Consider the following 21,074-nt stretch of genomic DNA (forward strand, 5'->3'; position numbering starts at 1 on the left):
CGCGCTCAGGCTGCCGGCATACCGATCGCGCCTTCGCCCTCGTCTTCATCCTCGCCTTGCCGGTGCTGCGGTGCGAGGGGGCAGGCGCCGCAATATGTTTCGCCGGGCAGCAGGTGGTAGAGGCAGCACTGCCGGTGCAGCTTCAGGGGAGCGCGCTGTCCGTCGTGCAGCCGGTGGATCGCGCGCCGGCGGCCGTGCAGGGGGTTGGCGCAGGGCCGGCCATCGCCGTCCGTCGGCCACTCGGGGCTGTGCAGCAGGTGCTCGCGGTCCCGCAGGATCGGCACTGCGCCGCCGGTGAGCGCCAGGGCCTGGTCGAAGATTGGCTCGAGACTGCGCGACGCATTGCCCCACAGGATCTTCGGCGCCACGCGCGTCAGCTCGCCGAACGCCGCGAAGAGTGGCCGCAGGTGCAGCCACAGCAAGGGGCCATAGCGTTGCGCGGTGCTCGCGCCGGCGCGGGATTCGCCCATGTCCTGGATGTGAAAGACAAGCGGATTGCCACGGCCGTCCAGCTGCACCCGAACCTGCGATGCCGCCATCGGAAAAACGTGCTGCAGCACGCTGGCCGCGGCAACCACCGGCGGCAGCAGGGCACCGAGGTACTCCAGGGTCCATGCGGAGGCCACGGCCCGCAGATCGTTGCCCATGCTGCGCCTGAGCCTGGCCTGGCGGTGCAGCAGCGGGAGCAGCGTATCGGGCTGCAGCAGGTCCTCGATGCGCACGGCGTCGGAAGGGCTGGTCGTCCCGCACTGCAGTCTTTCGCCGAGCGGTGCCAGCGCGCCCTGGAAGATGGGCTCCAGCAGCGCGATCAAGGGCCGGCCTGCGAAGGGATGTCGAAGCGATGCGCGCGGTGCATCCGGACAAGACGTTTCCGCACGCCGGATGTTCATCGGGAGTCGGATGCGCCACGTCCCTGAGGCGGCCGGCGATGAACATCGGCGAAGCCCGAGCGTCTACCCAGTGGGCGGCGTCGTGCCGCCCGGAACGCTTGTCCGCCGGACGGAGTTCCTGCAGCCAGTTCCGGCCCGGCCGCGGATGTTCCGTGCTGCCGGGCAGCAGTAGTCGCCTCCAGGGCGGAAAGAGTCCTTGCATGACATCCAAGAGCGGCAACGCCGCAGAAGCCACGCACCTGCTGAAACCCTTCGCTCCGTGGATCGTGCTGTCCGCGGTCACCGGCATCTGCTCGGGCATCGCCACGGTTGCGTTGCTGCGCACCATCAACGAGGTGTTGAACCAGGAAGGCGGCATGGCCGGCGGGCTGCTGCTGACCTTCATCGGCCTGTGCCTGGTGGCGCTGTTCGGCCGCATGGCATCGGACGTCTCGACCAATTCCGTCGGCCAGCGGCTGGTGGCCCAGGTGCGCAAGAGCCTGGCCCAGAAAATTCTTTCGGCGCCCATCGACGCGCTGGAGCGCTACCGCACGCACCGCCTCATGCCCGTGCTGTCGCAAGACGTCGACATGATCAGCGACGCGGCCTTCGTGCTCTCCTCCACGCTGATCGCGGTGGCCGTCGCGCTGGGATGCCTGGCCTACCTGGCCTGGCTTTCGCTTCCGCTGTTCGGCCTGCTGACGGTGGCGCTGGTGATCGGCGCCAGCATCCAGGTCGCTGCGCAGACCCGCGCCGAGGCCGGCTTCTGGAAGGCGCGGGAGCACGAGGACCAGCTGCACAAGACCTACCGCGCGATCAGCGAGGGCGCCAAGGAACTGCGCATGCACCGCGAGCGCCGCACCCGCATGTTCGGCGGCCAGATCGAGCACATCGTCGACAAGATACGCATCGTCAACGGCCGTGCCATCAATACCTATGTGATCGCCACCGCCTTCGGCTCGGCCCTGTTCTTCCTGCTGATCGCGCTGATCCTGGGCTGGGCCGCGTTTCGCAGCACAGAGCCGGTGGTGCTCAGCGGTTTCGTGCTGGTGATGCTGTTCCTGAAGGGGCCGATCGACCAGATCGCCGGCACGCTGCCCAGCGTGGGGCGCGCCAGGGTCGCGTTCCAGCGCATCGCCGACCTGTCGGCGCGCTTTGCCACGCCCGAGCCGCATCTGCACCTGGAGCGGCCCGGTGCCGGCGCCACGCTCACGCGGGACATCGGGATGCGCGGCGTGCGCTATGCCTTCGACGCGCCCGACGGCGGCGAGCCTTTCGTGCTCGGCCCCATCGACCTGCAACTGGGCCGCGGCGAAATGGTGTTCGTGGTGGGCGACAACGGCTCCGGCAAGACCACGCTGATCAAGCTGCTGCTGGGCCTCTACGCGCCGCAGCAGGGCGATGTGCTGGTCGACGGCGCCGCCGTCACGCCCGAGGGCCGCGACGACTACCGCCAGCTCTTCACCACCGTGTTCTCCGATTTCTACCTGTTCGAGGACCTCGCCGGCGACGGCAACGGCGAGGAGAACGCGCAGGCGCTGCCCCAGGCCGCCCTGCCTTACCTGCAGCGCCTGGAGATCGCCCACAAGGTGAGCATCAAGGACGGTTCGTTCAGCACCGTCGACCTGTCGACTGGCCAGCGCAAGCGGCTGGCGCTGGTGCATGCCTACCTCGAAGGCCGCCCGGTGCTGGTGTTCGATGAATGGGCGGCCGACCAGGACCCGACCTTCCGCCATCTCTTCTACACCGAGCTGCTTCCCGAGCTGCGCGCCAAGGGCCACCTGCTGGTGGTCATCTCGCACGACGACCGCTACTTCCACCTGGCCGACCGCGTGATCACCATGAAGGCCGGCCGCATTGCGGAAGACCGGGCCCGTGCACCGGCGAGTCTCGCCGCGTGAAGCCGGCGCCTTTTTTCGATCACGTTCCATACACAGAGGAGTTGACATCCCATGCAGCACATCCATGACCTGATCGGGATCGGATTCGGCCCGTCGAACGTTGCGCTGGCCATCGCGCTCGACGAGAAGCGCCACGGCGGCAAGCCGCTGGACGCGCTGTTCATCGAGCGGCAGTCCAGCTTCGCCTGGCACCCGCACATGCTGCTGGACCAGGCGCACATGCAGATCTCTTTCCTGAAGGACCTTGCGACGCTGCGCAATCCCACGAGCCGCTTCACTTTCGTGAACTACCTGCACGAACAGGGGCGGCTCACGGACTTCATCAACCTCAAGAGCTTCTTTCCGAGCCGCCACGAGTTCAACGACTACCTGCGCTGGGCCGCGGGCCAGTTCGAGGAGGCCTGCCGCTACGGCGAGGAGGTGTTCGAGGTGCTGCCCGAGAAGCAGGGCGGCGAGGTGTCGCTGCTGCGCGTGCGCTCGCGCGACGCCGGCGGCCGGGTGCAGGAGCGGCTCGCGCGCAACCTGGTGGTCGGCATCGGCGGCGTGCCCAACATTCCCGAGGGCTTCCGGGGGCTGCGCGACGATCCGCGCGTGTTCCATTCGAGCAGCTACCTGAAGGACATGGCAGGGCATCCGCAGGCACGCAGGGTCGCCATCGTCGGCGCGGGCCAGAGCGCGGCCGAGATCTTCATGGACCTGCAGGGGCGCCCGGGCGCGCCGCAGGTCGACCTCATCATGCGTGCGCGCTCCATTCGGCCTTCGGACGACAGCCCCTTCGTGAACGAAGTGTTCAACGCCGACTTCACCGACTACATGTACAGCCGCGGCAGCGACGAGCGCGCCGCGCTGCTCGACGAGTTCTCGCAGACCAACTACGCGGTGGCCGACCTCGACCTGATCCAGCAGATCTACAAAGTCTTCTACGACCAGAAGGTGGCGCGCGGCACCCGCCTGCGCATGCTGCGCCAGCACGATGTGCGCGAGGTCCGCGCCGCAACGGACGGGGTCCATCTCACGCTGCTGGACCGCGACGTGCAGCGCGAGAGCACGGTCCGCTACGACGCCGTGGTGCTCGCCACCGGCTATGCGCGCGACCAGCACAGGGACCTGCTGCTGCCGCTCGCGCCCTACCTCGGCGATCACGACGTCGATCGCTACTACCGCCTGAAGGCCACGCCCGATTTCCACCCGGGCATCTACCTGCAGGGCGCCTGCGAGGACAGCCACGGCCTGAGCGACACGCTGCTTTCGGTGACCTCCGTTCGCACCGGAGAGATCGGCAATGCGCTGCTTGCCGCCCAGTCCCGTGCGCGCAGCACGGTGCGCGACGCGGCCCAGGCCGTCCAGATCTAGCTGCGGCCCGGCCGCGGGTCTCCTTCCCTGTTCCGGGGCGTGCCACGTTTCGGCGGCGGGGGCGCCCGAACGTCCCGCTCCCCCTCCATGCGCAGAATCGTTCCTTTCGCTCTTGTTCTTCTTCTGGTCACCGTCGGTGCCGGGCTGCTCTGGGCGCGTCGTCCCGCCACGGCGTTCGACTCCGTGCCCGTGGCGCGCTCGACCATCGAATCCAGCGTGACCGCGCTCGGCACGCTCCAGCCGCGGCGCTATGTGGATGTCGGCGCCCAGGTCTCGGGGCAGATCCAGCGCCTGCCGGTGCAGCCCGGCGACGTCGTGGCCAAGGGGCAGCTGCTGGTGGAGATCGACCCCAGCGTGCAGCGCGCCACGGTCGATGCGGGCCGGGCCTCGCTGGCCGGCCTGCGCGCGCAGCTTGCCGAGCAGCACGCCCAGCACCGGCTGGCGCAGCAGCAGCATGCAAGGCAGCGCCGGATGGCTGCCGACGGCGCCACACGCGAGGAGGACGTGCAGAGCGCCGAGGCCGCGCTGGCATCCGCCGCGGCCCGCATCGACCACCTCGGCGCGCAGATCGCGCAGACCCAGGCCACACTCAAGGCCGACGAAGCCCGCCTCGGCTACACGCGCATCTATGCGCCGATGGCCGGCACGGTCGTCTCCGTGGAGGCGCGCGAAGGGCAGACCCTCAACGCCACCTACCAGACCCCCAACGTGCTGCGCATCGCGGACCTGTCGTCCATGACGGTGTGGTCCGAGGTGTCCGAGGCCGACGTGCGGCGCGTGAAGGCCGGCATGCCGGTGTACTTCACCACCCTCGGCGCGGACCAGCGCCGCTGGCACGGCACGGTGCGCCAGCTGCTGCCCGCGCCGCCGACGCCCGCGTTCAAGCCCGGCGGCGGTGAAAACAATGCCAACCCTTCGGCCGTGGGCAGCAAGGTCGTGGTCTACACGGCGCTCTTCGATGTCGACAACGCCGACGGCGCGCTCATGCCGCAGATGACGGCGCAGGTCGCCTTTGTCGAAGCCTCCGCCAGGGACGTGCCGGCGGTCCCGGCGGCGGCGCTCGTGCCGGTGTCCGGCGGCGGCGCCGACCGCTTCGCCGTTCGGGTGCTGCGCGCCGACGGAGCGGTCGAGAGCCGGCAAGTGCGCATCGGCGTTCGCAACCGCCTCATGGCGCAGGTTCTCGAGGGCGTGGAGGTGGGCGACCGCATCGTCGCCGGCAGCATCGACCGCATGGCCGCGAAGCCATGACGCCGATGGCCTTGCCGCTGATCGAACTGCAGGACATCCGCAAGTCCTACGGCCGGCCGCACGGCCCCAGCGCAGGCGGGGGCGATAGCGAAGCGGCGCCCGCCGCGCTGGTGTTGCGCGGCATCTCGCTGCGCCTGCATGCGGGCGAGTTCGTCGCCATCGTCGGTGCCTCAGGGTCGGGCAAGTCCACGCTGATGCACATCCTCGGCTGCCTCGACCGGCCCAGCAGCGGCCGCTACCTGTTCGAGGGGCAGGACGTGTCCACCTTCGATGCCGACGCGCTGGCCTGGCTGCGGCGGGAGGCCTTCGGTTTCGTGTTCCAGGGCTATCACCTCGTGCCCACCGAATCGGCGCGCGAGAACGTCGAGATTCCCGCGCTCTATGCCGGCATGCCGGAATCCGAACGCCGTGCGCGCGCCACCGCGCTGCTCGAACGGCTGGACATGGGCGCGCGCCTGGACCATCGGCCGAACCAGCTTTCGGGAGGGCAGCAGCAGCGCGTCGCGATCGCCCGCGCGCTGATGAACGGCGGCCGCGTCATCCTGGCCGACGAACCCACCGGCGCACTCGACAGCCGCAGCGGCGCCGAGGTCATGAGGCTGCTGCACGAGCTGGCGGACGCGGGCCACACCGTGATCCTGATCACGCACGACCGCAGCGTGGCGGCGCAGGCTCGGCGTATCGTCGAGATACGCGACGGGCAGATCGTGGCGGATTCGGGCAGCGGCCGTGCGCCGCCGCATCCGGCAGCCGAGGCCGCGATGGCACCGGCACCGGACGTTCGCCAGGCCCGTAACACCCACGCATCGCTCGCTGCCGACCTGCACGAAGCGGCCCGCGCGGCCTGGCGCGTGATGTGGAGCAACCGCTTCCGCACCGGCCTGACCCTGCTCGGCATCGTCATCGGCGTGGCTTCGGTCATTGCGATGCTTGCGGTGGGCGGCGGTTCGCAGCGGCAGGTGCTCGCACAGTTCGAGACCTTCGGCGTGCGCACCATGTTCGTCGCCGCGCGCGAAGGCAGCGTGCGTTCGCCGAGCGCGCCGCTGACGCTCGGCGATGCAGAGACCATTGCCAGCCTGCCGAATGTGGAGGGCATCGCGCCCTACATCGAAGAACGTGTCGTCGTGCGCCGCGGCAATGTCGACCATTCGACGGAAGGCGGCGGCACGACGGTCGGGTTCGCCGAAGTGCTCGGGTGGACGACCAGCGAGGGCCGCATGTTCGACCAGGCCGACGAGGCGAGCGCAGCCAAGGTAGCGGCCATCGGCCAGACGGTGCGCAAGGCCCTGTTTGCCGATGGCAGCGATCCGATCGGGCAGGACATCCTGGTCGACAAGGTGCCATTCCAGGTGGTCGCCGTGCTCGCGGCCAAGGGAACGAGCAACAGCGAAGACCAGGACGACCGCATCGTCGTGCCGTTCTCCGCCGCTGCCGCGCGGCTGTTCGGCCACCAGAACCCCACCTGGATCGGAGTGAAGGTCCGCGACATGGAAAAGGCCCTCGCCACGGCCGAGGAGATCGAGACCCGGCTGGCCGAGCAGCGGCGCGTGCGTGACGTGCGCGTGTGGAACCGGGTCGAGGCCATCCGGATGCAATCGGCCACCGCGCGCACCATGACGATGATGCTGGGCCTGATCGCCGCGATCTCGCTGGTGGTGGGCGGCATCGGCGTGATGAACGTGATGCTGATGACGGTGCGCGAGCGCACCCGCGAAGTCGGCATCCGCATGGCCACCGGCGCGCGCCAGGTCGACATCCTGCGCCAGTTCATGACCGAGGCCGTGCTCGTGACCTCGGTCGGCGGCACCGTGGGCGTGGTCGCGGGGCTGGCGATCGTCTTGGTGCTGATGCTGGCCGGCGTGCCGGTGGTGTTCTCGCTTCTTGCGAGCCTCGGGGCCTTCGGCTGCGCCGTGCTGACCGGCCTGATCTTCGGTTTCATGCCCGCGCGGAATGCGGCCCGGCTGGACCCGGTCGTGGCGCTGGCGTCGCAATAGCCGCAATCGCATCATGCTGACAAAAGAGTTTCGCCATCCCTGCCTTTCGCTCGCGTCCTGGGCCTGCGCGCTGTCGCTCGCCGGCTGTGCCGCGCCCACGGAGGCGCCGCCGCATGCGGTGAGCCCGCCCGCATCCTGGCAGGGCGCACCGCCCGATGCGGATGCTCCGGCGTTCGATGCGCGCTGGTGGCGGTACTTCGGCAGCAACGAACTCGACGCGCTGATCGCGCAGGCGCAGGCGCGCAACCAGGACCTGGCAATGGCGCTGGCCCGTGTCAGCGGTGCCCGGGCACAGGCGCGCATTGCGGGTGCGGAACTTGTGCCCGAACTGACGGGCCGGATCGATGCCAGCCGCGAGGCCCGCCTGGGCGGCCGCGCGGAGGTCGATGGCAATGAGCGCATGGTCGGCTTCGCTGCGCGCTACGAACTCGACCTGTGGGGGCGCCAGGGCGCACTGCATCGGGAGGCGCAGCAAGGCCTGCGTGCCAGCGTGTTCGCGCGCGATGCGGCGCAGATCAGTGTCGCGGCCGAGGTCGCATCGTCTTGGCTGCAGCTGCTGGGTCTGCGCGAGCGCACGGCCATAGCGCAGCACAGCCTGGAGAACGCGCAGCGCGTCTTGCGGCTGGTGGAGTCGCGCGCCCGTGCCGGTGCGGCGGCGCCGCTGGAACTGGCCCAGCAGCGCGGCCTGGTGGCCATGCGGGAGCGCGAACTTGCGCGCCTTCGGCAGGAGGCCCGCAATGCCGAAACCGCGCTGGCCTTGCTGCTCGGCCTGCCTGCGCCGGAGCCGGCGGCGGCAGAGGTGCGGCTCGACGCAGTGCGGGTTCCCGCCATCTCGGCCGGATTGCCGTCCCAGTTGCTGGTGCGCCGCCCCGACATCGCGCAGGCCGAGGCCCGGCTTGCCGCCGCCAATGCGAACGTGCAGGCGGCACGTGCCGCGCTGCTGCCGCGCATCACCTTGAGCGCCTCCATCGGCGTGCAGGGGCAGGCGCCCGGCGCGCTGTTCGACAACCCGCTCTACAGCCTTGCCGCGGGACTCGCGGCGCCGATCTTCGACGGCGGCCGGCTCGCGGGCGCACGCGAGCTTGCCGAGGCGCGGCGCGAGGAACTGCTCGGCGCCTACCGCGCCGCGGTCATCGCCGCCTTCGCGGATGTGCAGACGGCGCTTCATGCGGCCGCGGGCATCGATGCGCAGGCGACCGCCCAGGCCGACGAGTTGCTGCAGGCACGCCGCGCGGCGGAGCTGTCGGAACTGCGCTTTCGGGCAGGCGCGGAGACGCTCTTGGTGCTGCTCGACGCGCAGCGCGTGCTGTATGCCGCGCAGGACCTGGACGTCCAGTTGCGGCAGGCCCGGCTGCAGGCGCGCGTGGCCTTGTACCGCGCGCTGGGCGGTGGCTGGCGCAACGATGGCGGCCTGCTCGCGCAAGGCGGGCGGTGAAGCCGTTCCATCGAATGCCACGTGAGCGCCTGCTTCCCCGGAAGTGCCTGAAATGAACATATGCGCGGGTGCTGCGTCAATACGAAAGACGAAGCCAACCCCGGCACATTCAACGCAGTCGACGATGGCCACCAACACTTCCGTTTCTTCAGAGGCTGCCATCGGCCGGGCCTGGGAGCTTTTCTGCCGGCTGCACGATGCGCCCTCGTGCGCCCATGCGTACCAGCTTGTCCATTGGCTCGGCGAAGACCCCCGGCATGTGCGGGCCTTCGACGAGGCGCTCACGCTATGGGCGCTGGCGGGCGCCGCCCTGATCGAGCCCGTGCAGCAGGAAGCGCAACGCAGCGGCTCCGATCTGCAATAGCCAACTCCGTACTGTTCAAGGAACACGTGAAAACAACCCTCAGACATGGTGCCCGTGCGTTGAGCCGCTGCATCGCCGCCATCGCTATCGCCGGCACATTCGTTGGCACCGCACCGGCATGGGCCCGGCGTGAAGCTCCGGCGGCGTCGGTCGAGGTACGCCGCACCGGCGACGGCATCCCCCACGTGCGGGCCACCACCTGGCGAGGGCTGGGCATCGGCTACGGACAGGTACAGGCCGAGGACGCGCTGTGCACGCTGGCCGACGCCTTCGTGACCTACAGCGGACAGCGCTCCCTGTACTTCGGCGCCGCCGGCAAGCCGGCCACGCGCTCGACCTTCGGCGAGCCGGTCAATCTCGATCTCGACTTTTTCTTCAAGGCCTTCGCAGGGCAGGAGGCGATCGAGGCCCTGAAGCGGGAGCAGCCGGCCGAGCTTGTCGAACTCATCGAGGGTTACGCAGAGGGCTACAACCGCCACGTGCGCTCGCTCCGGCAGGGCGGCAAGGACGCACGGCATGCCTGCAGCGGCGAGCCCTGGGTGCGGACCATCGAACCCGACGATATCTACCGCCGCATGATCGCCGCGGCGCTGGCCGGCGGGTACGCGCGTTTCGTCTCCGAGATCGTGAATGCGAAGCCCGCCGCGGCCGCACCGCCTTCGCCCTCGGACAAGCTCTCGCTGTCGTCCCGACTCGATATTCCGGTGGGTGATGCACGCGGCATCGGCAGCAACGTGCTGGCCTTCGGCCAAGCCGCCACGGGCGAGCGGGGCGGCAGCGTGCTGTTCGGCAATCCGCACTGGTATTGGGGTGGTCCCGACCGCTTCTACCAGGCGCATCTCACGCTGCCGGGGAAGATGGACGTGGCGGGCGTGTCCTTCCTCGGCATTCCGATGATCATGATCGGCTTCAACAACGACGTCGCCTGGAGCCATACAGTGTCGGCCGCGCGCCGTTTCGGGCTGTTCGACCTGACGCTGGACCCTGCCGATCCCACCCGCTACATGGTCGATGGCCGTTCCGAGGCCATGCAGTCCCGGACGCTTGCCGTGGCCGTGCGCAAGCCGGACGGCACCGTGGACCTGGTTCAGCGCACGCTCTACCGCACGCGCTTCGGACCGGTGGTCGACCTGGGTGCGCGCAATGCCGCGCTGGGCTGGAGTGCCCGCAAGGCGCTGGCCATGCGCGACGTCAATGCCGGCAACCCGCGCATCTTCCGCAACTTCCTGCGCTGGAACCAGGCGCGTTCGCTCGACGAATTCATCGCTATCCAGAAGCAGGAGAGCGCGATGCCATGGGTCAACACCGCGGCCATCGGGCGCGGCGACGGCCGTGCCTGGTATGCCGACATCGGCGCGGTGCCCGGTGTGGCGGACGACTTGCGCGCGGCCTGCGCCACGCCGCTGTCGAAGGCCTTTGCCGCACTCGATCCGGCAACGCCCATGCTCGACGGCAGCCGCTCTGCCTGCGAGTGGCAGTCCACGAAGAACGCGGCGCAGCCCGGCACCCTGGCCGCCGGCCGGATGCCGAGCCTTCTGCGCGAGGACTATGTCGCCAACATGAATGACAGCTACTGGCTCACGAATCCGGCGCAGCCGTTGACGGGTTTCGCATCGATCCTCGGCAGCGAAGGCCGGCCGCTTTCCATGCGTGGAAGAGAAGGCCATCGCATCGCCGGTGAACTTGCCGGCATGGGCGAAAGCTCCGCCAAGGGGCTCGCAAGCCAGGTCATGCGAAAGACGCTGGAGGCCCGCGGCTATACCGCCGACAAGTTCAAGGCCGCCATGCTCGACGGCGCCTGCGCGCCCGGGCGGGTGGAACTGGCGGCCGACGGCGCGGAGGCAACGGCGCGGACGATCGACATACGGCAAGCTTGCCAGGTGCTGCGGAACTGGCCGAACCGAGCCGATGCCAGGGACCGGGGCGCATTGCTGTGGGACGCCTTCTGGACACGGGTGCAGAAGATCCCCGCGCAGGATCTGTACACGCAGCCGTTCTCGACGTCCGCACCGCTGCAAACGCCATCCGGCATCAACGCCGCGGATCCCCGTATCGCGCGCGCGCTGGCCGGCGCGGTCGAGGACATGTCGCGCAAGGGATGGACACTGGACGCGCCGCTCGGCGAGTACCGCTTCGCCCGCAGCGAAGGCCGCCGCATCCCATTGCCCGGCGGCTGCGACGCCGAGGGCTATTTCACGAACGCCTGTGCGAGCGAGGGCGACTACACCATGGGCGATCGCTCCCACGGCAACACTTACCTCCAGGTCGTGTACTTCGACCGGCATGGCGTGCAGGCGCACACGCTGCTCGCGCACGGCGAACGCGAAACCGCGGTGACGAACGGCAAGGGCATCGCGCCGGTGGCGCGCTATGCGCGCAAGGACTGGCTGCGCTTCCCGTTCCGCGAGGAGGACATCGCACGCGATCCCGCACTCCAGCGGCGCACGCTGCGACCTTGAGTCCCGGATCGCGGCGCGACGGCGCGGGGCTCAGCCCCGCTTCGGAATGCCCAGCCCGGTGACGACGGCCGGCCGCGCCACGAAGGCTTCGAGCGTGCGCGCCACGTTCGAGAAGTCCTTGAAACCCACCAGATCGCCCGCTTCGTAGAACCCGATCAGGTTGCGCACCCACGGAAAGATGGCGATGTCGGCGATGGTGTAGCTGTCGCCCATGATCCAGTTGCGCCCTTCAAGGCGCTTGTCGAGCACGCCGAGCAACCGGTTCGATTCGGCCACGTAACGGTCGCGCGGGCGCTTGTCCTCGTAGTCCTTGCCGGCAAACTTGTTGAAAAAGCCGAGCTGGCCGAACATCGGACCGATGCCGCCCATCTGGAACATCAGCCACTGGATGGTCTCGTAGCGGCCCGCCGCATCCTGCGGAATGAACTTGCCGGTCTTGTCGGCCAGGTACAGAAGAATGGCGCCCGATTCGAACAGCGCAAGCGGCTTGCCGCCGGGTCCGTCGGGATCGAGGATCGCGGGAATCTTGTTGTTCGGATTGAGCGAGAGAAACTCGGGCGACATCTGGTCGTGAGTCTCGAAGCTCACCAGGTGCGGCTCGTAGGCGAGGCCGGTTTCCTCCAGCATGATCGACACCTTCACGCCGTTGGGCGTGGGAAGCGAATACAGCTGCAGCCGGTCAGGGTGAAGCGCGGGCCATTTCTTGGTGATGGGAAAGCGGGACAGGTCGGTCATGGGTGATTCATCGAAAGCGGAGTTGGAACGCCGCGCCCGCCAGGTTCAGATGCCCAGCCAGGTCATCAGGGCTGCCTCGACTTCGGCGGAGGGTGCGACAAAACCAGTGTAGGTCGATGTGGCGAGCGCGCGCTTGCCGGCGTCGCTTTGTGCCAGGCCGATCAGGGCGTCGCGCGCCGCGCCGGCCGTGGCGGCATCGAGCTTGCGCGACACCAGCCATTGCTTGATGGGAACCGCGCGCGATTCCGCGCACACATTGCCGCCGCCATCCTTCCAGGTCTTGACCACGCCCGCTGCCGCGGTGGCGCCGTAGGCGGCAAAGCCGTTCTGCACGTAGAAGGGCACCGCGTCCTGGTAGCGCGTGTTGGTGAGCTTGAGCGCGGCGGGCTGCACGCCCTGCTCGCGCAGCATCGCGCGCGTGATCACCGCGGTGATCGAATCCGCGTCGGGCATCACCAGGCCCTTGCCGGCGATGCTTTTCCAATTGGAGATGGGCTGCGGCTCCTTGCACAGCAGCGACACCTTGTACGCGGTGAAGCCGCTGGTCCAGGCCAGCGCCTGGTAGCGGCCGCTCTTGATGGCTTCGAGCGCCACATGGGCCGGATGGATGAAGGCCAGGTCGACCTGCTGCTCCTTCAAGGCTTCGCGCGCGCTGGTGTAGGAGATCAGCACCTTGATGGTCACGGGCTGCTTCAGCGCCTTGCTCAGCATTTCGGCGATGGGCTCGAAGCGCGGCGCAATCTGGCTTTCGGCGGCCTGGTAGCTCACGCCCTCCGTCACGCCGATGACCAGCGCGTGCGCCGGTGCGCCCGCTGCCAGCAGCAGCGCTGCCGCCGCCGAGACGGCAGGGCGAAGCGAGCGTGGATTGCGGATGCCGCGCGCACTGGCGGCGCCCCCATCGGGTTTGTCGGGGCGGGGGCTGGCTGAGATGTACATCAAAAGATCATAGGGGCCGACGCGCGGCCGCTGATGATCGCAAGCACCTATGCGCGCAGCCGTCCGTCCATGGCATGGCAGCCGCGCTGTGGGAACCTCAGAACCGCGCCTTGACGAAGGCCGAAGGCCCGTGCAGCTTGACCTTGACGCGGGTCTCCGCCGTGCTGCTCTCGCGCGCCATGTCGATGTTGGTGGCGCCATAGGCCAGCACCACGCCGACGTTCTTCACGGGAAACCACTCCACGCCCGCGGTGGCGTTGTAGATGCTGCCGTGAAAGCGGCCGCCGCCCTTGCGCACGCCGGAGAGGTCGGCAAACAGGCGCAGGTCGGGAGTGATGGCATGCCGCACGCCGACCTCGAGCAGCGGCGCGATCGCGTCATCGCTCGAGTCTTCGTTCAAGGTGCGGATCCGTCCGTTCACCGCGATGTTGGCGTTGGTGCCGACGCCGATGCGGTAGTAGGCCGCGCCGGCGCCGAGGCCGAACACCGTGTTGCCCGAGCCGAGCCACCATTTGTACGAGAGCTTCGCGAAGTCGAGCTTCACGTTGAGGTTGGCATTGCCCACCGCGGTCACGCTGCCGAAGCCGCCGAAGGAATCGCTGCCCGAGGCCTGGCCGAAGTAGTCGCGCTTGTAGCGGTAGTAGTCGAAGGAGATGCCATGGCTGTCGCCGATCAGCAGGTCGGCCGTGACGCGCGGCATGGTCACGCGCCCGGGCTCGAGGTCGCGTGTGCGCAGCGCGCCATAGGGCGAGCTGACCGATGCGTTGAATTTCGGATCGGCGCTGAAAGCCCCCACCGAGAAGCTGAAACGGTCCAGTGCGGGCGACGGTTCGGCCCAGGCCAATGCGGGAGCGAAGAGAAATCCGACGCCGGCCAGTGCGCCCAGTTTCGTCAACCGTGCAGGGCTGGCAAACGGGCAGGAGCGGAGCAACAGCATGAAGAGATCCTTAAGAGGAGAAGGCAAAAAAAACGCCTCGGGCTCGACACGCAATTTTTATGCGCGCCAGGCGTCCGGGCGGTTGCTCCCTGTTGATGACCGCCAAGTTGATCGGACCTTCGCGAAAGCGCCCATGCGCCGATTGCCGCTGTGCATGTAGGACGATGTTGATGCCAACGCTCGCACGTCTTAGAAAGTACTAGAGCTAAGCTTCGAACATGCGAAAACACCTTTCAGCGACGACCGGCCCCCAGCGTCTTTTCTATGGCGGCGCGGTGGGCGCCGTCGTCGCGGCCACCCTGTGGCCGCTCGATGCCGTGGCACGCGGGCTCGCAGGCTGGTGCGCCGCGGTCGCGGTCTACCAGGTGCTCACGTGGTGGCTGGCCGACACCTTCGATGCGCAGCGCACCCGCGCGCGCGCGCAGTCGCTGGACCAGCCCAACGTGCTGATCCTGGTATCGATGCTGGTGGCCATTTGCGTGAGCGTGGTGGCCATTGCGATGCTGCTGCAGCAGGTCAAGCTGATGAGCGGGCCGGCGCGGGCGGGCCACATCGCGCTGGGACTGGTGGCGCTGGTGGGCTCGTGGCTCATGATGCACACGATCTACGCCTTTCACTATGCGCACCGCTACTACATCGACCGGCGCGACGGCTCGCCCGACGGCGGGCTGGATTTTCCGGGCAAGCAGGAGCCCGACTATTTCGATTTTCTGTACTACGCCTACGTGGTCGGCATGACCACGCAGGTGTCCGACGTGCAGGCCACCTCGCGCGAGATGCGGCGCATCACGCTGGTGCACAGCGTGCTGGCCTTCGCCTTCAACATGCTGGTGCTCGCGCTGTCGGTCAACGTGGTCGCGGGGGCGATGTAGCGGCCGCGCTGCCTGCGCGCGGCCACAGCTTCACGAGGCCGGTGGACAGCGCCACGCCGCAGACGATCACGGCTGCGCAGATCAGCATCCATTGCGTGATGTTCTCGCCCAGGAACACGGCGCCGTAGAACACCGCGAACACCGGCACCAGGAAGGTCACCGTCAGCGCGCGCGCCGGTCCCGCATTGGCGATGAGCCGAAAGAAAAGGATGTACGCGAGGCCGGTGCATGCAATGCCCAGGGCCAGCAACGCGAACCAGGCGCGCAGGCTCGGCATCTGCGCGGGCCAAAACCACAGCGCGGGAAGCGCGAGGAACAGCGTGGCGCCGATCTGGCTGCCGGTGGCGGTGGCCAGCGCGGGCACGCCGCCCAGGTAGCGCCGCGTGGCGCTGGCCGCCACGCCATAGCTGGCGCAGGCGCCGAGGCAGGCCAGCACGGCCCACAGCGCGGCACTGTCGTCGGCATTGGCGTGCAGGCCCGCACTGCGGCTCGCCAGCATGGCTACGCCCGCGAAGCCGATGACCAGGCCGACGATGCGCGAGCCATCGGGCCGGTCGCGAAACCAGGCCCAGGCCACCAGCGCGCCGAACATCGGCACCGTGGCGTTGATCACCGCCGCCAGGCCGCTGTTGATGGTCAGCAGCGCAAAGCAGAACAGCGCGAACGGAATGCCCGAATTCAGCACGCCGATGGCCATCGATGCCTTCCAGTTCTGTGCCAGTGCCGCGCCGTGGCCGCGCATGAACAGGAGCGGCAGCAGGAACAGCGTGGCCACCGCCACGCGCACCGCAGCCGCCGGCAAGGCGCCGAACTCGGCCGCGCCGATGCGCATGAAAAGAAAGGACGCTCCCCAGAGCGCGCCGAGCAGCACCAGGTCGATGAGCCAGGGCTTGGATTTGGGCGAGGGGAGGACGGTGGTGCTGTTGTCGTTTGTTGTCGTGCTCATATGGTCTTCGCAGCCCTGCGGCGGGCTCTCTCTATTTCGCTTCGAGTTCCAGCAGCGCGGTCTTGCGGTGGAGCCCGCCAGCGTAACCGGTCAGCGAGCCGTCGGCGCCCAGCACGCGGTGGCAGGGCACGATCACGCTGATCGGGTTGCGCCCGACGGCCGCGCCCACCGCGCGCACCGCGGCCGGGTTGCCCACGTTCACGCTCAGCGCGCCGTAGGTCAGGGTCTTGCCCGCCGGAATGGCGAGCAGCGCCTGCCACACGCTCTGCTGGAACGCGGTGCCGTGCGAGAGGTCGAGCTTCACGTCGAAGGTGTCGCGCCTGCCTGCGAAGTAGTCGCGCAGTTGGGCGCCGGCCTCGACCAGCGCGGGATGGTCGTCCTTGGTCTGCCAGCCTGTGGTGTCGGGCCAGTGGCGCTGTTGGTCGAACCAGACGCCCGCCAGGCCTTCGTCGGTGGCCGCCATCGTGATGCCGCCGAGCGGCGTGTCGATGTGCGAGGTATAGATGACTTTGCTCTTGAACTTCATGACATTTCAGGCGGAGGCGCCTGCCGTAGTGAGGTTGTTGAAAGGCTCTGCCGCCGCCAAGGGGGCTGTTGCGGCGGAAGCGGGAGGGGAAGAGGACGGCGCATGCCAGGCGCGCAGCACCGCATAGCTGCGCCAGGGCCGCCAAGCCTGCGACGCCTGGCTGGCCGCGCGCTCGGTGCTCACGCCCAGCGCTTTCTGCAGCGCCACGTCGCCCGCGGGAAAGGCGTCGGGCCAGCGCAGCGCGCGCATCGCGATGTACTGCGCGGTCCAGGCGCCGATGCCGGGCAGCTCCTGCAGCGCGGCAATGGTCGAAGGCACGTCGGCGCCCGCATGCAGCGCCAGCTTGCCGCTGGCGACCTCGCGCGCGATGGCCTGCAGCGCGGCCTGGCGCTGCCGCACGATGCCGAGCTTGCCGAGTGCATCGCCGCTCGCGGCCGCCAGTGCCGCGGGCGTGGGAAACAGGCGGTCGAGGCCCTTGATGGGCGTGGCGATGGAGTCGCCGAAAGCCTCCACCAGCCGCGAGCCCAGCGTGCGCGCCGCGGCCACGGTGACCTGCTGGCCCAGCACCGCGCGCACCGCGAGTTCGAAGCCGTCGACCGTGCCGGGCACGCGCAGGCCGTCGCCGTGCGGAAAGGCCTCGTGCAGCGCGGCGTTGATGGCCATCGGTTCGGCATCGAGGTCGAGCATGGCGCGTGCGCGGCTGATCACGATCGGCAGCACCGCGGCGAGCGAGTCGCTGACCGACAGCAGCATCTGCTCGCGCTCCATGTCGAAGCGCAGCTGCAGCCAGCCGGCGTGCACCTGTCCGCCTTGCTGCACGCGCAGCGTGCGGGCCAGGCGAACGAAGACGGGCGTGCTGCCCTTGGCAGGCTCCTTGCCGTCAGCCGCGGTGGCCAGCTCGACGCCGCGCAGCGCGCGCCGCGCGAAGAAGCCGAGCATCGCGCCCACGTCGTAGGGCGGGCGAAAGCCCAGCCGCACCTCGATGGCCTTTCCCTCGCCGCCCGCGGCACCGCCGGCGCGCCGCAGCGCGCTCGGGTTGAGGCCGTAGTGCTCCAGGAACGCGGCGTTGAAGCGGCGCACGCTCGCAAAGCCGCTGGCCAGCGCCACCTGCGTCATCGGCAGGCGCGTGTCGGCGATCAGCTGCTTGGCGGCCAGCAGTCGGCGCGTCTGCAGGTATTGCAGCGGCGAGACGCCGAACTGCGCCTCGAAGATGCGCCGCAGGTGGCGGTCGCTCACGCCGAGCCGTGCGGCGATCTGCGCCGCGCCCGGCCCGTCCTCGGACCAGGCATCGGGCTCGTCGATGAGCCGAGCGGCCTGCAGCGCGAGGATGCGCGAGGCATCCTCGGTCGACCAGCTCGCCGCCCGCGGCGCGAGCTCGGGCCGGCAGCGCAGGCAGGGGCGGAAGCCTTCGGCCTCGGCCTGCGCCGCGTGGCGGAAGAAGCGGCAGTTCTCGCGCCGCGGCAGCTTCACGCGGCAGACCGGCCGGCAGTAGATGCCGGTGGAGGTCACCGCGGTGAAGAACGAGCCGTCGAAGCGCGCATCGTGCGTCTTCATCGCCAGGTAACAGGCGTCGCTCTCGAGTGCTTCGGTGGATGCGTGTGAGGTAGGCATGGGCAAATGATACGGTTTCGACTCGTTTCAACTGGCCGTTTTCGGACATGTGGGCACCCAGGCGCTTGCCTACAATGGCCCGTTCTCCAGAACCTACAGGGAATGCCTCTTCATGCAACTCAGTGCGTCGATTTTCAAGGCCTATGACATCCGAGGCGTGGTGCCCGTCACGCTCGATGCCGAGGTCGCGGAAGCACTCGGCCGGGCTTTCGGCAGCGCCGCCCGCGCCGCCGGTGAAAAGACCGTGGCCGTGGGCCGCGATGGCCGCCTCTCGGGGCCCGCGCTCGCCGAAGCACTGATCAGCGGCCTGGTGGCCACCGGCATCGAGGTGATCGACGTGGGCGCGGTGACCACGCCGATGCTCTACTTTGCGGCCCACACGCTGTGCACGAGCGGCATCCAGGTCACGGGCAGCCACAACCCCAAGGACTACAACGGCTTCAAGATGGTGCTGGCCGGGCGCGCCATCTACGGCGACGAGATCCAGGGCCTGCGCAAGGTGATGGAGGAAGGCACGGCCAGGCTCGCCCCCGGCGGCAGCGTGCGCAAGGTCGACGTGACCGACGCCTACACGAAGCGCATCGTCGGCGACATCGAGCTGGCCCGCCCGCTGAAGATCGTGGTCGATTCCGGCAACGGCATTGCGGGCGCCACGGCGCCGGCCATCTTCCGCGCCATCGGCTGCGAAGTGACCGAGCTGTTCAGCGAGGTCGACGGCGACTTTCCCAACCACCACCCCGATCCGAGCAAGCCCGAGAACCTCAAGGACCTGATGGCCGCATTGGCCGAAGGCGACGCCGAACTGGGCCTGGCCTTCGACGGCGATGGCGACCGGCTGGGCATCGTCACGAAAGACGGCCAGAACATCTTCCCCGACCGCCAGATGCAGCTCTTTGCGCAGGACGTGCTCTCGCGCGTGCCGGGCGGCACCATCGTGTACGACGTGAAGTGCTCGCAGCGCCTGGCGCCGGCCATCGAGGCCGCGGGCGGCAAGCCGATGATCTTCAAGACCGGCCATTCGCTGATCAAGGCCAGGATGAAGGAAATCGATTCGCCGCTCGGCGGCGAGATGAGCGGCCACATCTTCTTCAAGGAGCGCTGGTTCGGCTTCGACGACGGCACCTACGCGGGCTGCCGCCTGCTCGAGATCCTGAGCAAGACGCCCAATGCGAGCGACACGCTCAACGCGCTGCCCACGAGCTTCTCCACGCCCGAACTCAACGTGAAATGCGCCGAAGGCGAACCGCATGCGGTGGTCGACAAACTCGTCGCAGGCGCGAGCTTCGCGGCACCCGCGGTGGTCTCGACCATCGACGGCCTGCGCGTCGACTGGCCCGATGGCTTCGGCCTGATCCGCGCTTCCAACACCACGCCGGTGCTGGTGCTGCGCTTCGAGGGCCAGACCGATGCGGCCCTGAAGCGCATCGAAGCCGAGATGCTCGCGCTCCTCAAAACCGTCAAGGCTGACGCTACGCTGGCCGAAGCGTCGCACTGAGCACCGTGCGTTCGCTGCTGCTGCGCCTGTACGGCGCCTTCACCACCGTCGTGCAACCGCTGGTTCGCCGCAAGCTGCGGCGCCGGGCAGAGGCCGAGCCCGGCTACGGCGTGGCCGTCGAGGAGCGCTTCGGCTATTACGACGATGCAACCAACGGCGAGGGCCAGTGCTGGGTGCATGCGGTTTCGCTCGGCGAAACGCGCGCCGCCGCCATCCTGATCGAGGAGCTGCGCAGGCAGTATCCGGGCATACCGATCCTGCTCACGCATGGCACGGCCACCGGCCGCGAAGAGGGCGCCAAGCTGCTTCAGCCCGGCGACACGCAGGTCTGGCAGCCCTGGGACATGCCCGGCGCGGTGCAGCGCTTTCTCGACCGCTTCCAGCCGCGCATCGGTGTGCTGATGGAAACCGAGGTCTGGCCCGAGATGGCCGCCGCCTGCGCCGAGCGCCGTATTCCGCTGGTGCTGGCCAATGCGCGGCTGAACGAAAAATCGCTGGCCGCGGCCGAGCGCCTCGGCTGGCTCGCGCGGCCCGCGTATTCGGCGCTGGCCGCCGTGTGGGCGCAGACCGAAGCCGACGCGCACCGGCTGGTGTCCTTGGGCGCCAAGGTGGCCGGCATCTACGGCAACCTCAAGTTCGACGCTTCGCCCGATGCGCGCCAGCTGGCTGCGGCCGTGACGCTGCGCGAGCGGCTGCCCAAGCCGATGGTGGTGCTCGCGAGCTCGCGCGACGGTGAGGAGCGGATGCTGCTCGACGTGCTCAGGCGCTTCGGCGCCACCTCTCCCGTGCCGCCCGAGCAGGGCGCCATCCGCTCCATCGCCAAGCGCGTGCACGACGTGCAGTGGATGATCGTGCCGCGCCATCCGCAGCGCTTCGACGAAGTGGCTGCGCTGATCGAATCCGAAGGCTTTGCCGTGGCGCGCCGCAGCGCCGCGGGCGAGCCTTCGGACGCCGAGATCTGGCTGGGCGATTCGCTCGGCGAAATGGCGCTGTACTACGGCCTGGCCGACGTCGCGCTGCTGGGCGGGAGCTTCGAACCGCTGGGCGGGCAGAACCTCATCGAGCCGGCCGCCTGCGGCTGCCCGGTGGTCATGGGCCCCTCGACCTTCAACTTTGCCGAGGCGGCGCAGCTTTCGCTGGCCGCCGGTGCCTCGCTGCGCGTCGAGAACATGGAGCAGGCGGTCACTGCGGCGCTCAAGCTGGTCGAGAACCCCGACCGGCGCGCCGCCATGGCCGAGGCCGCGCTGGCTTTCTCGTCATCGAACCGCGGCGCGGCCGAACGCACGGCGGCCGCGGTGCTGGCGATCGCACAGGCGGCGGATCCTGTGGCGTCGGAACATGCGCCGCTCGAAAGCGAAGCGCCGCGCGCCGAACCGACCCTCGACTGAGTGTG

General features: G+C 69.0%; 17 protein-coding genes. 10 read left to right on the plus strand and 7 right to left on the minus strand.

The window, feature by feature from the left end:
- Nucleotides 1-5: 5 nt before the first annotated feature.
- Nucleotides 6-812, minus strand: coding sequence for a siderophore-iron reductase FhuF (gene fhuF, locus L1081_RS02310; protein ID WP_489415010.1), 807 nt, complete (start codon nt 810-812; stop codon nt 6-8).
- Between the two features lie 278 nt (nt 813-1,090).
- On the opposite strand from fhuF, the gene L1081_RS02315 reads away from it, so the two are divergent.
- From L1081_RS02315 to L1081_RS02345, 7 genes are all read left to right on the plus strand, one after another.
- Nucleotides 1,091-2,770 carry a cyclic peptide export ABC transporter gene (locus tag L1081_RS02315; protein WP_489415011.1) on the plus strand — a complete coding sequence of 560 codons (1,680 nt, stop codon included), beginning with the start codon at nt 1,091-1,093 and terminating at the stop codon, nt 2,768-2,770.
- Nucleotides 2,771-2,821: 51 nt separating this feature from the next.
- Entirely contained in the window at nt 2,822-4,123 is a 1,302-nt protein-coding gene (locus tag L1081_RS02320; protein ID WP_489415012.1) for a SidA/IucD/PvdA family monooxygenase, read from the plus strand.
- A gap of 87 nt (nt 4,124-4,210) precedes the next feature.
- Complete coding sequence (locus L1081_RS02325; protein WP_489415013.1) at nt 4,211-5,371, plus strand: efflux RND transporter periplasmic adaptor subunit; 1,161 nt, start codon at nt 4,211-4,213, stop codon at nt 5,369-5,371.
- Complete coding sequence (locus L1081_RS02330; protein ID WP_489415014.1) at nt 5,368-7,365, plus strand: ABC transporter permease; 1,998 nt, start codon at nt 5,368-5,370, stop codon at nt 7,363-7,365. The genes L1081_RS02325 and L1081_RS02330 overlap by 4 nt, the downstream gene beginning before the upstream one ends.
- A gap of 13 nt (nt 7,366-7,378) precedes the next feature.
- Nucleotides 7,379-8,800, plus strand: coding sequence for an efflux transporter outer membrane subunit (locus L1081_RS02335; RefSeq protein ID WP_489415015.1), 1,422 nt, complete (start codon nt 7,379-7,381; stop codon nt 8,798-8,800).
- A 124-nt stretch (nt 8,801-8,924) separates the two neighbouring features.
- Complete coding sequence (locus L1081_RS02340) at nt 8,925-9,164, plus strand: hypothetical protein (protein ID WP_489415016.1); 240 nt, start codon at nt 8,925-8,927, stop codon at nt 9,162-9,164.
- Nucleotides 9,165-9,223: 59 nt separating this feature from the next.
- The gene (locus L1081_RS02345) at nt 9,224-11,623 is read left to right on the plus strand and encodes a penicillin acylase family protein (RefSeq protein WP_489415017.1); all 2,400 of its coding nucleotides are present in this window, start codon (nt 9,224-9,226) and stop codon (nt 11,621-11,623) included.
- A gap of 30 nt (nt 11,624-11,653) precedes the next feature.
- Here L1081_RS02345 and L1081_RS02350 read toward each other — a convergent pair whose 3' ends face one another.
- The 3 genes from L1081_RS02350 to L1081_RS02360 form a co-directional block, all read right to left on the minus strand.
- Nucleotides 11,654-12,358 (minus strand): glutathione S-transferase N-terminal domain-containing protein, encoded by a 705-nt coding sequence (locus L1081_RS02350; RefSeq protein ID WP_489415018.1) that lies wholly within the window; start codon nt 12,356-12,358, stop codon nt 11,654-11,656.
- Between the two features lie 45 nt (nt 12,359-12,403).
- Entirely contained in the window at nt 12,404-13,294 is an 891-nt protein-coding gene (locus tag L1081_RS02355; protein ID WP_489415019.1) for a PhnD/SsuA/transferrin family substrate-binding protein, read from the minus strand.
- A 97-nt stretch (nt 13,295-13,391) separates the two neighbouring features.
- On the minus strand, nt 13,392-14,231 hold the full coding sequence (locus L1081_RS02360; RefSeq protein WP_489415020.1) for a hypothetical protein: 840 nt from the start codon (nt 14,229-14,231) through the stop codon (nt 13,392-13,394).
- A 218-nt stretch (nt 14,232-14,449) separates the two neighbouring features.
- Between L1081_RS02360 and L1081_RS02365 the strand changes: the two genes are divergently transcribed.
- Complete coding sequence (locus L1081_RS02365; protein WP_489415021.1) at nt 14,450-15,103, plus strand: DUF1345 domain-containing protein; 654 nt, start codon at nt 14,450-14,452, stop codon at nt 15,101-15,103.
- Here L1081_RS02365 and L1081_RS02370 read toward each other — a convergent pair.
- Genes L1081_RS02370 through L1081_RS02380 form a run of 3 tightly spaced genes read right to left on the minus strand, consistent with a single transcriptional unit; the run spans nt 15,078 to nt 18,186 of the window.
- Complete coding sequence (locus L1081_RS02370) at nt 15,078-16,049, minus strand: EamA family transporter (RefSeq protein ID WP_489415022.1); 972 nt, start codon at nt 16,047-16,049, stop codon at nt 15,078-15,080. The genes L1081_RS02365 and L1081_RS02370 overlap by 26 nt on opposite strands.
- 31 nt (nt 16,050-16,080) lie before the next feature.
- Nucleotides 16,081-16,575, minus strand: coding sequence for a methylated-DNA--[protein]-cysteine S-methyltransferase (locus L1081_RS02375; protein ID WP_489415023.1), 495 nt, complete (start codon nt 16,573-16,575; stop codon nt 16,081-16,083).
- A gap of 6 nt (nt 16,576-16,581) precedes the next feature.
- The gene (locus L1081_RS02380; protein ID WP_489415024.1) at nt 16,582-18,186 is read right to left on the minus strand and encodes an Ada metal-binding domain-containing protein; all 1,605 of its coding nucleotides are present in this window, start codon (nt 18,184-18,186) and stop codon (nt 16,582-16,584) included.
- Nucleotides 18,187-18,298: 112 nt separating this feature from the next.
- Between L1081_RS02380 and L1081_RS02385 the strand changes: the two genes are divergently transcribed.
- Together L1081_RS02385 and L1081_RS02390 are read left to right on the plus strand one after the other, a co-directional pair.
- Nucleotides 18,299-19,681 carry a phosphomannomutase/phosphoglucomutase gene (locus tag L1081_RS02385; RefSeq protein ID WP_489415025.1) on the plus strand — a complete coding sequence of 461 codons (1,383 nt, stop codon included), beginning with the start codon at nt 18,299-18,301 and terminating at the stop codon, nt 19,679-19,681.
- A gap of 5 nt (nt 19,682-19,686) precedes the next feature.
- On the plus strand, nt 19,687-21,069 hold the full coding sequence (locus L1081_RS02390; protein ID WP_489415026.1) for a glycosyltransferase N-terminal domain-containing protein: 1,383 nt from the start codon (nt 19,687-19,689) through the stop codon (nt 21,067-21,069).
- The last annotated feature ends 5 nt before the right edge of the window (nt 21,070-21,074 follow it).

The sequence above is a fragment of the Variovorax sp. MSC1_012 genome (assembly GCF_023667525.1).
Lineage (GTDB): Bacteria > Pseudomonadota > Gammaproteobacteria > Burkholderiales > Burkholderiaceae_C > Variovorax > Variovorax beijingensis_B.

Excerpts from the sequence above, each read along its gene's own strand:
- L1081_RS02370 (WP_489415022.1), bottom strand. The coding sequence starts at position 16,049 with ATGAGCACGACAACAAACGACAACAGCACCACCGTCCTCCCCTCGCCC.
- L1081_RS02325 (WP_489415013.1), top strand. The coding sequence starts at position 4,211 with ATGCGCAGAATCGTTCCTTTCGCTCTTGTTCTTCTTCTGGTCACCGTC.
- L1081_RS02355 (WP_489415019.1), bottom strand. The coding sequence starts at position 13,294 with ATGTACATCTCAGCCAGCCCCCGCCCCGACAAACCCGATGGGGGCGCC.
- L1081_RS02340 (WP_489415016.1), top strand. The coding sequence starts at position 8,925 with ATGGCCACCAACACTTCCGTTTCTTCAGAGGCTGCCATCGGCCGGGCC.
- L1081_RS02380 (WP_489415024.1), bottom strand. The coding sequence starts at position 18,186 with ATGCCTACCTCACACGCATCCACCGAAGCACTCGAGAGCGACGCCTGT.
- L1081_RS02320 (WP_489415012.1), top strand. The coding sequence starts at position 2,822 with ATGCAGCACATCCATGACCTGATCGGGATCGGATTCGGCCCGTCGAAC.
- L1081_RS02360 (WP_489415020.1), bottom strand. The coding sequence starts at position 14,231 with ATGCTGTTGCTCCGCTCCTGCCCGTTTGCCAGCCCTGCACGGTTGACG.
- L1081_RS02365 (WP_489415021.1), top strand. The coding sequence starts at position 14,450 with ATGCGAAAACACCTTTCAGCGACGACCGGCCCCCAGCGTCTTTTCTAT.
- L1081_RS02315 (WP_489415011.1), top strand. The coding sequence starts at position 1,091 with ATGACATCCAAGAGCGGCAACGCCGCAGAAGCCACGCACCTGCTGAAA.
- L1081_RS02385 (WP_489415025.1), top strand. The coding sequence starts at position 18,299 with ATGCAACTCAGTGCGTCGATTTTCAAGGCCTATGACATCCGAGGCGTG.
- L1081_RS02375 (WP_489415023.1), bottom strand. The coding sequence starts at position 16,575 with ATGAAGTTCAAGAGCAAAGTCATCTATACCTCGCACATCGACACGCCG.
- L1081_RS02350 (WP_489415018.1), bottom strand. The coding sequence starts at position 12,358 with ATGACCGACCTGTCCCGCTTTCCCATCACCAAGAAATGGCCCGCGCTT.
- L1081_RS02335 (WP_489415015.1), top strand. The coding sequence starts at position 7,379 with ATGCTGACAAAAGAGTTTCGCCATCCCTGCCTTTCGCTCGCGTCCTGG.
- L1081_RS02330 (WP_489415014.1), top strand. The coding sequence starts at position 5,368 with ATGACGCCGATGGCCTTGCCGCTGATCGAACTGCAGGACATCCGCAAG.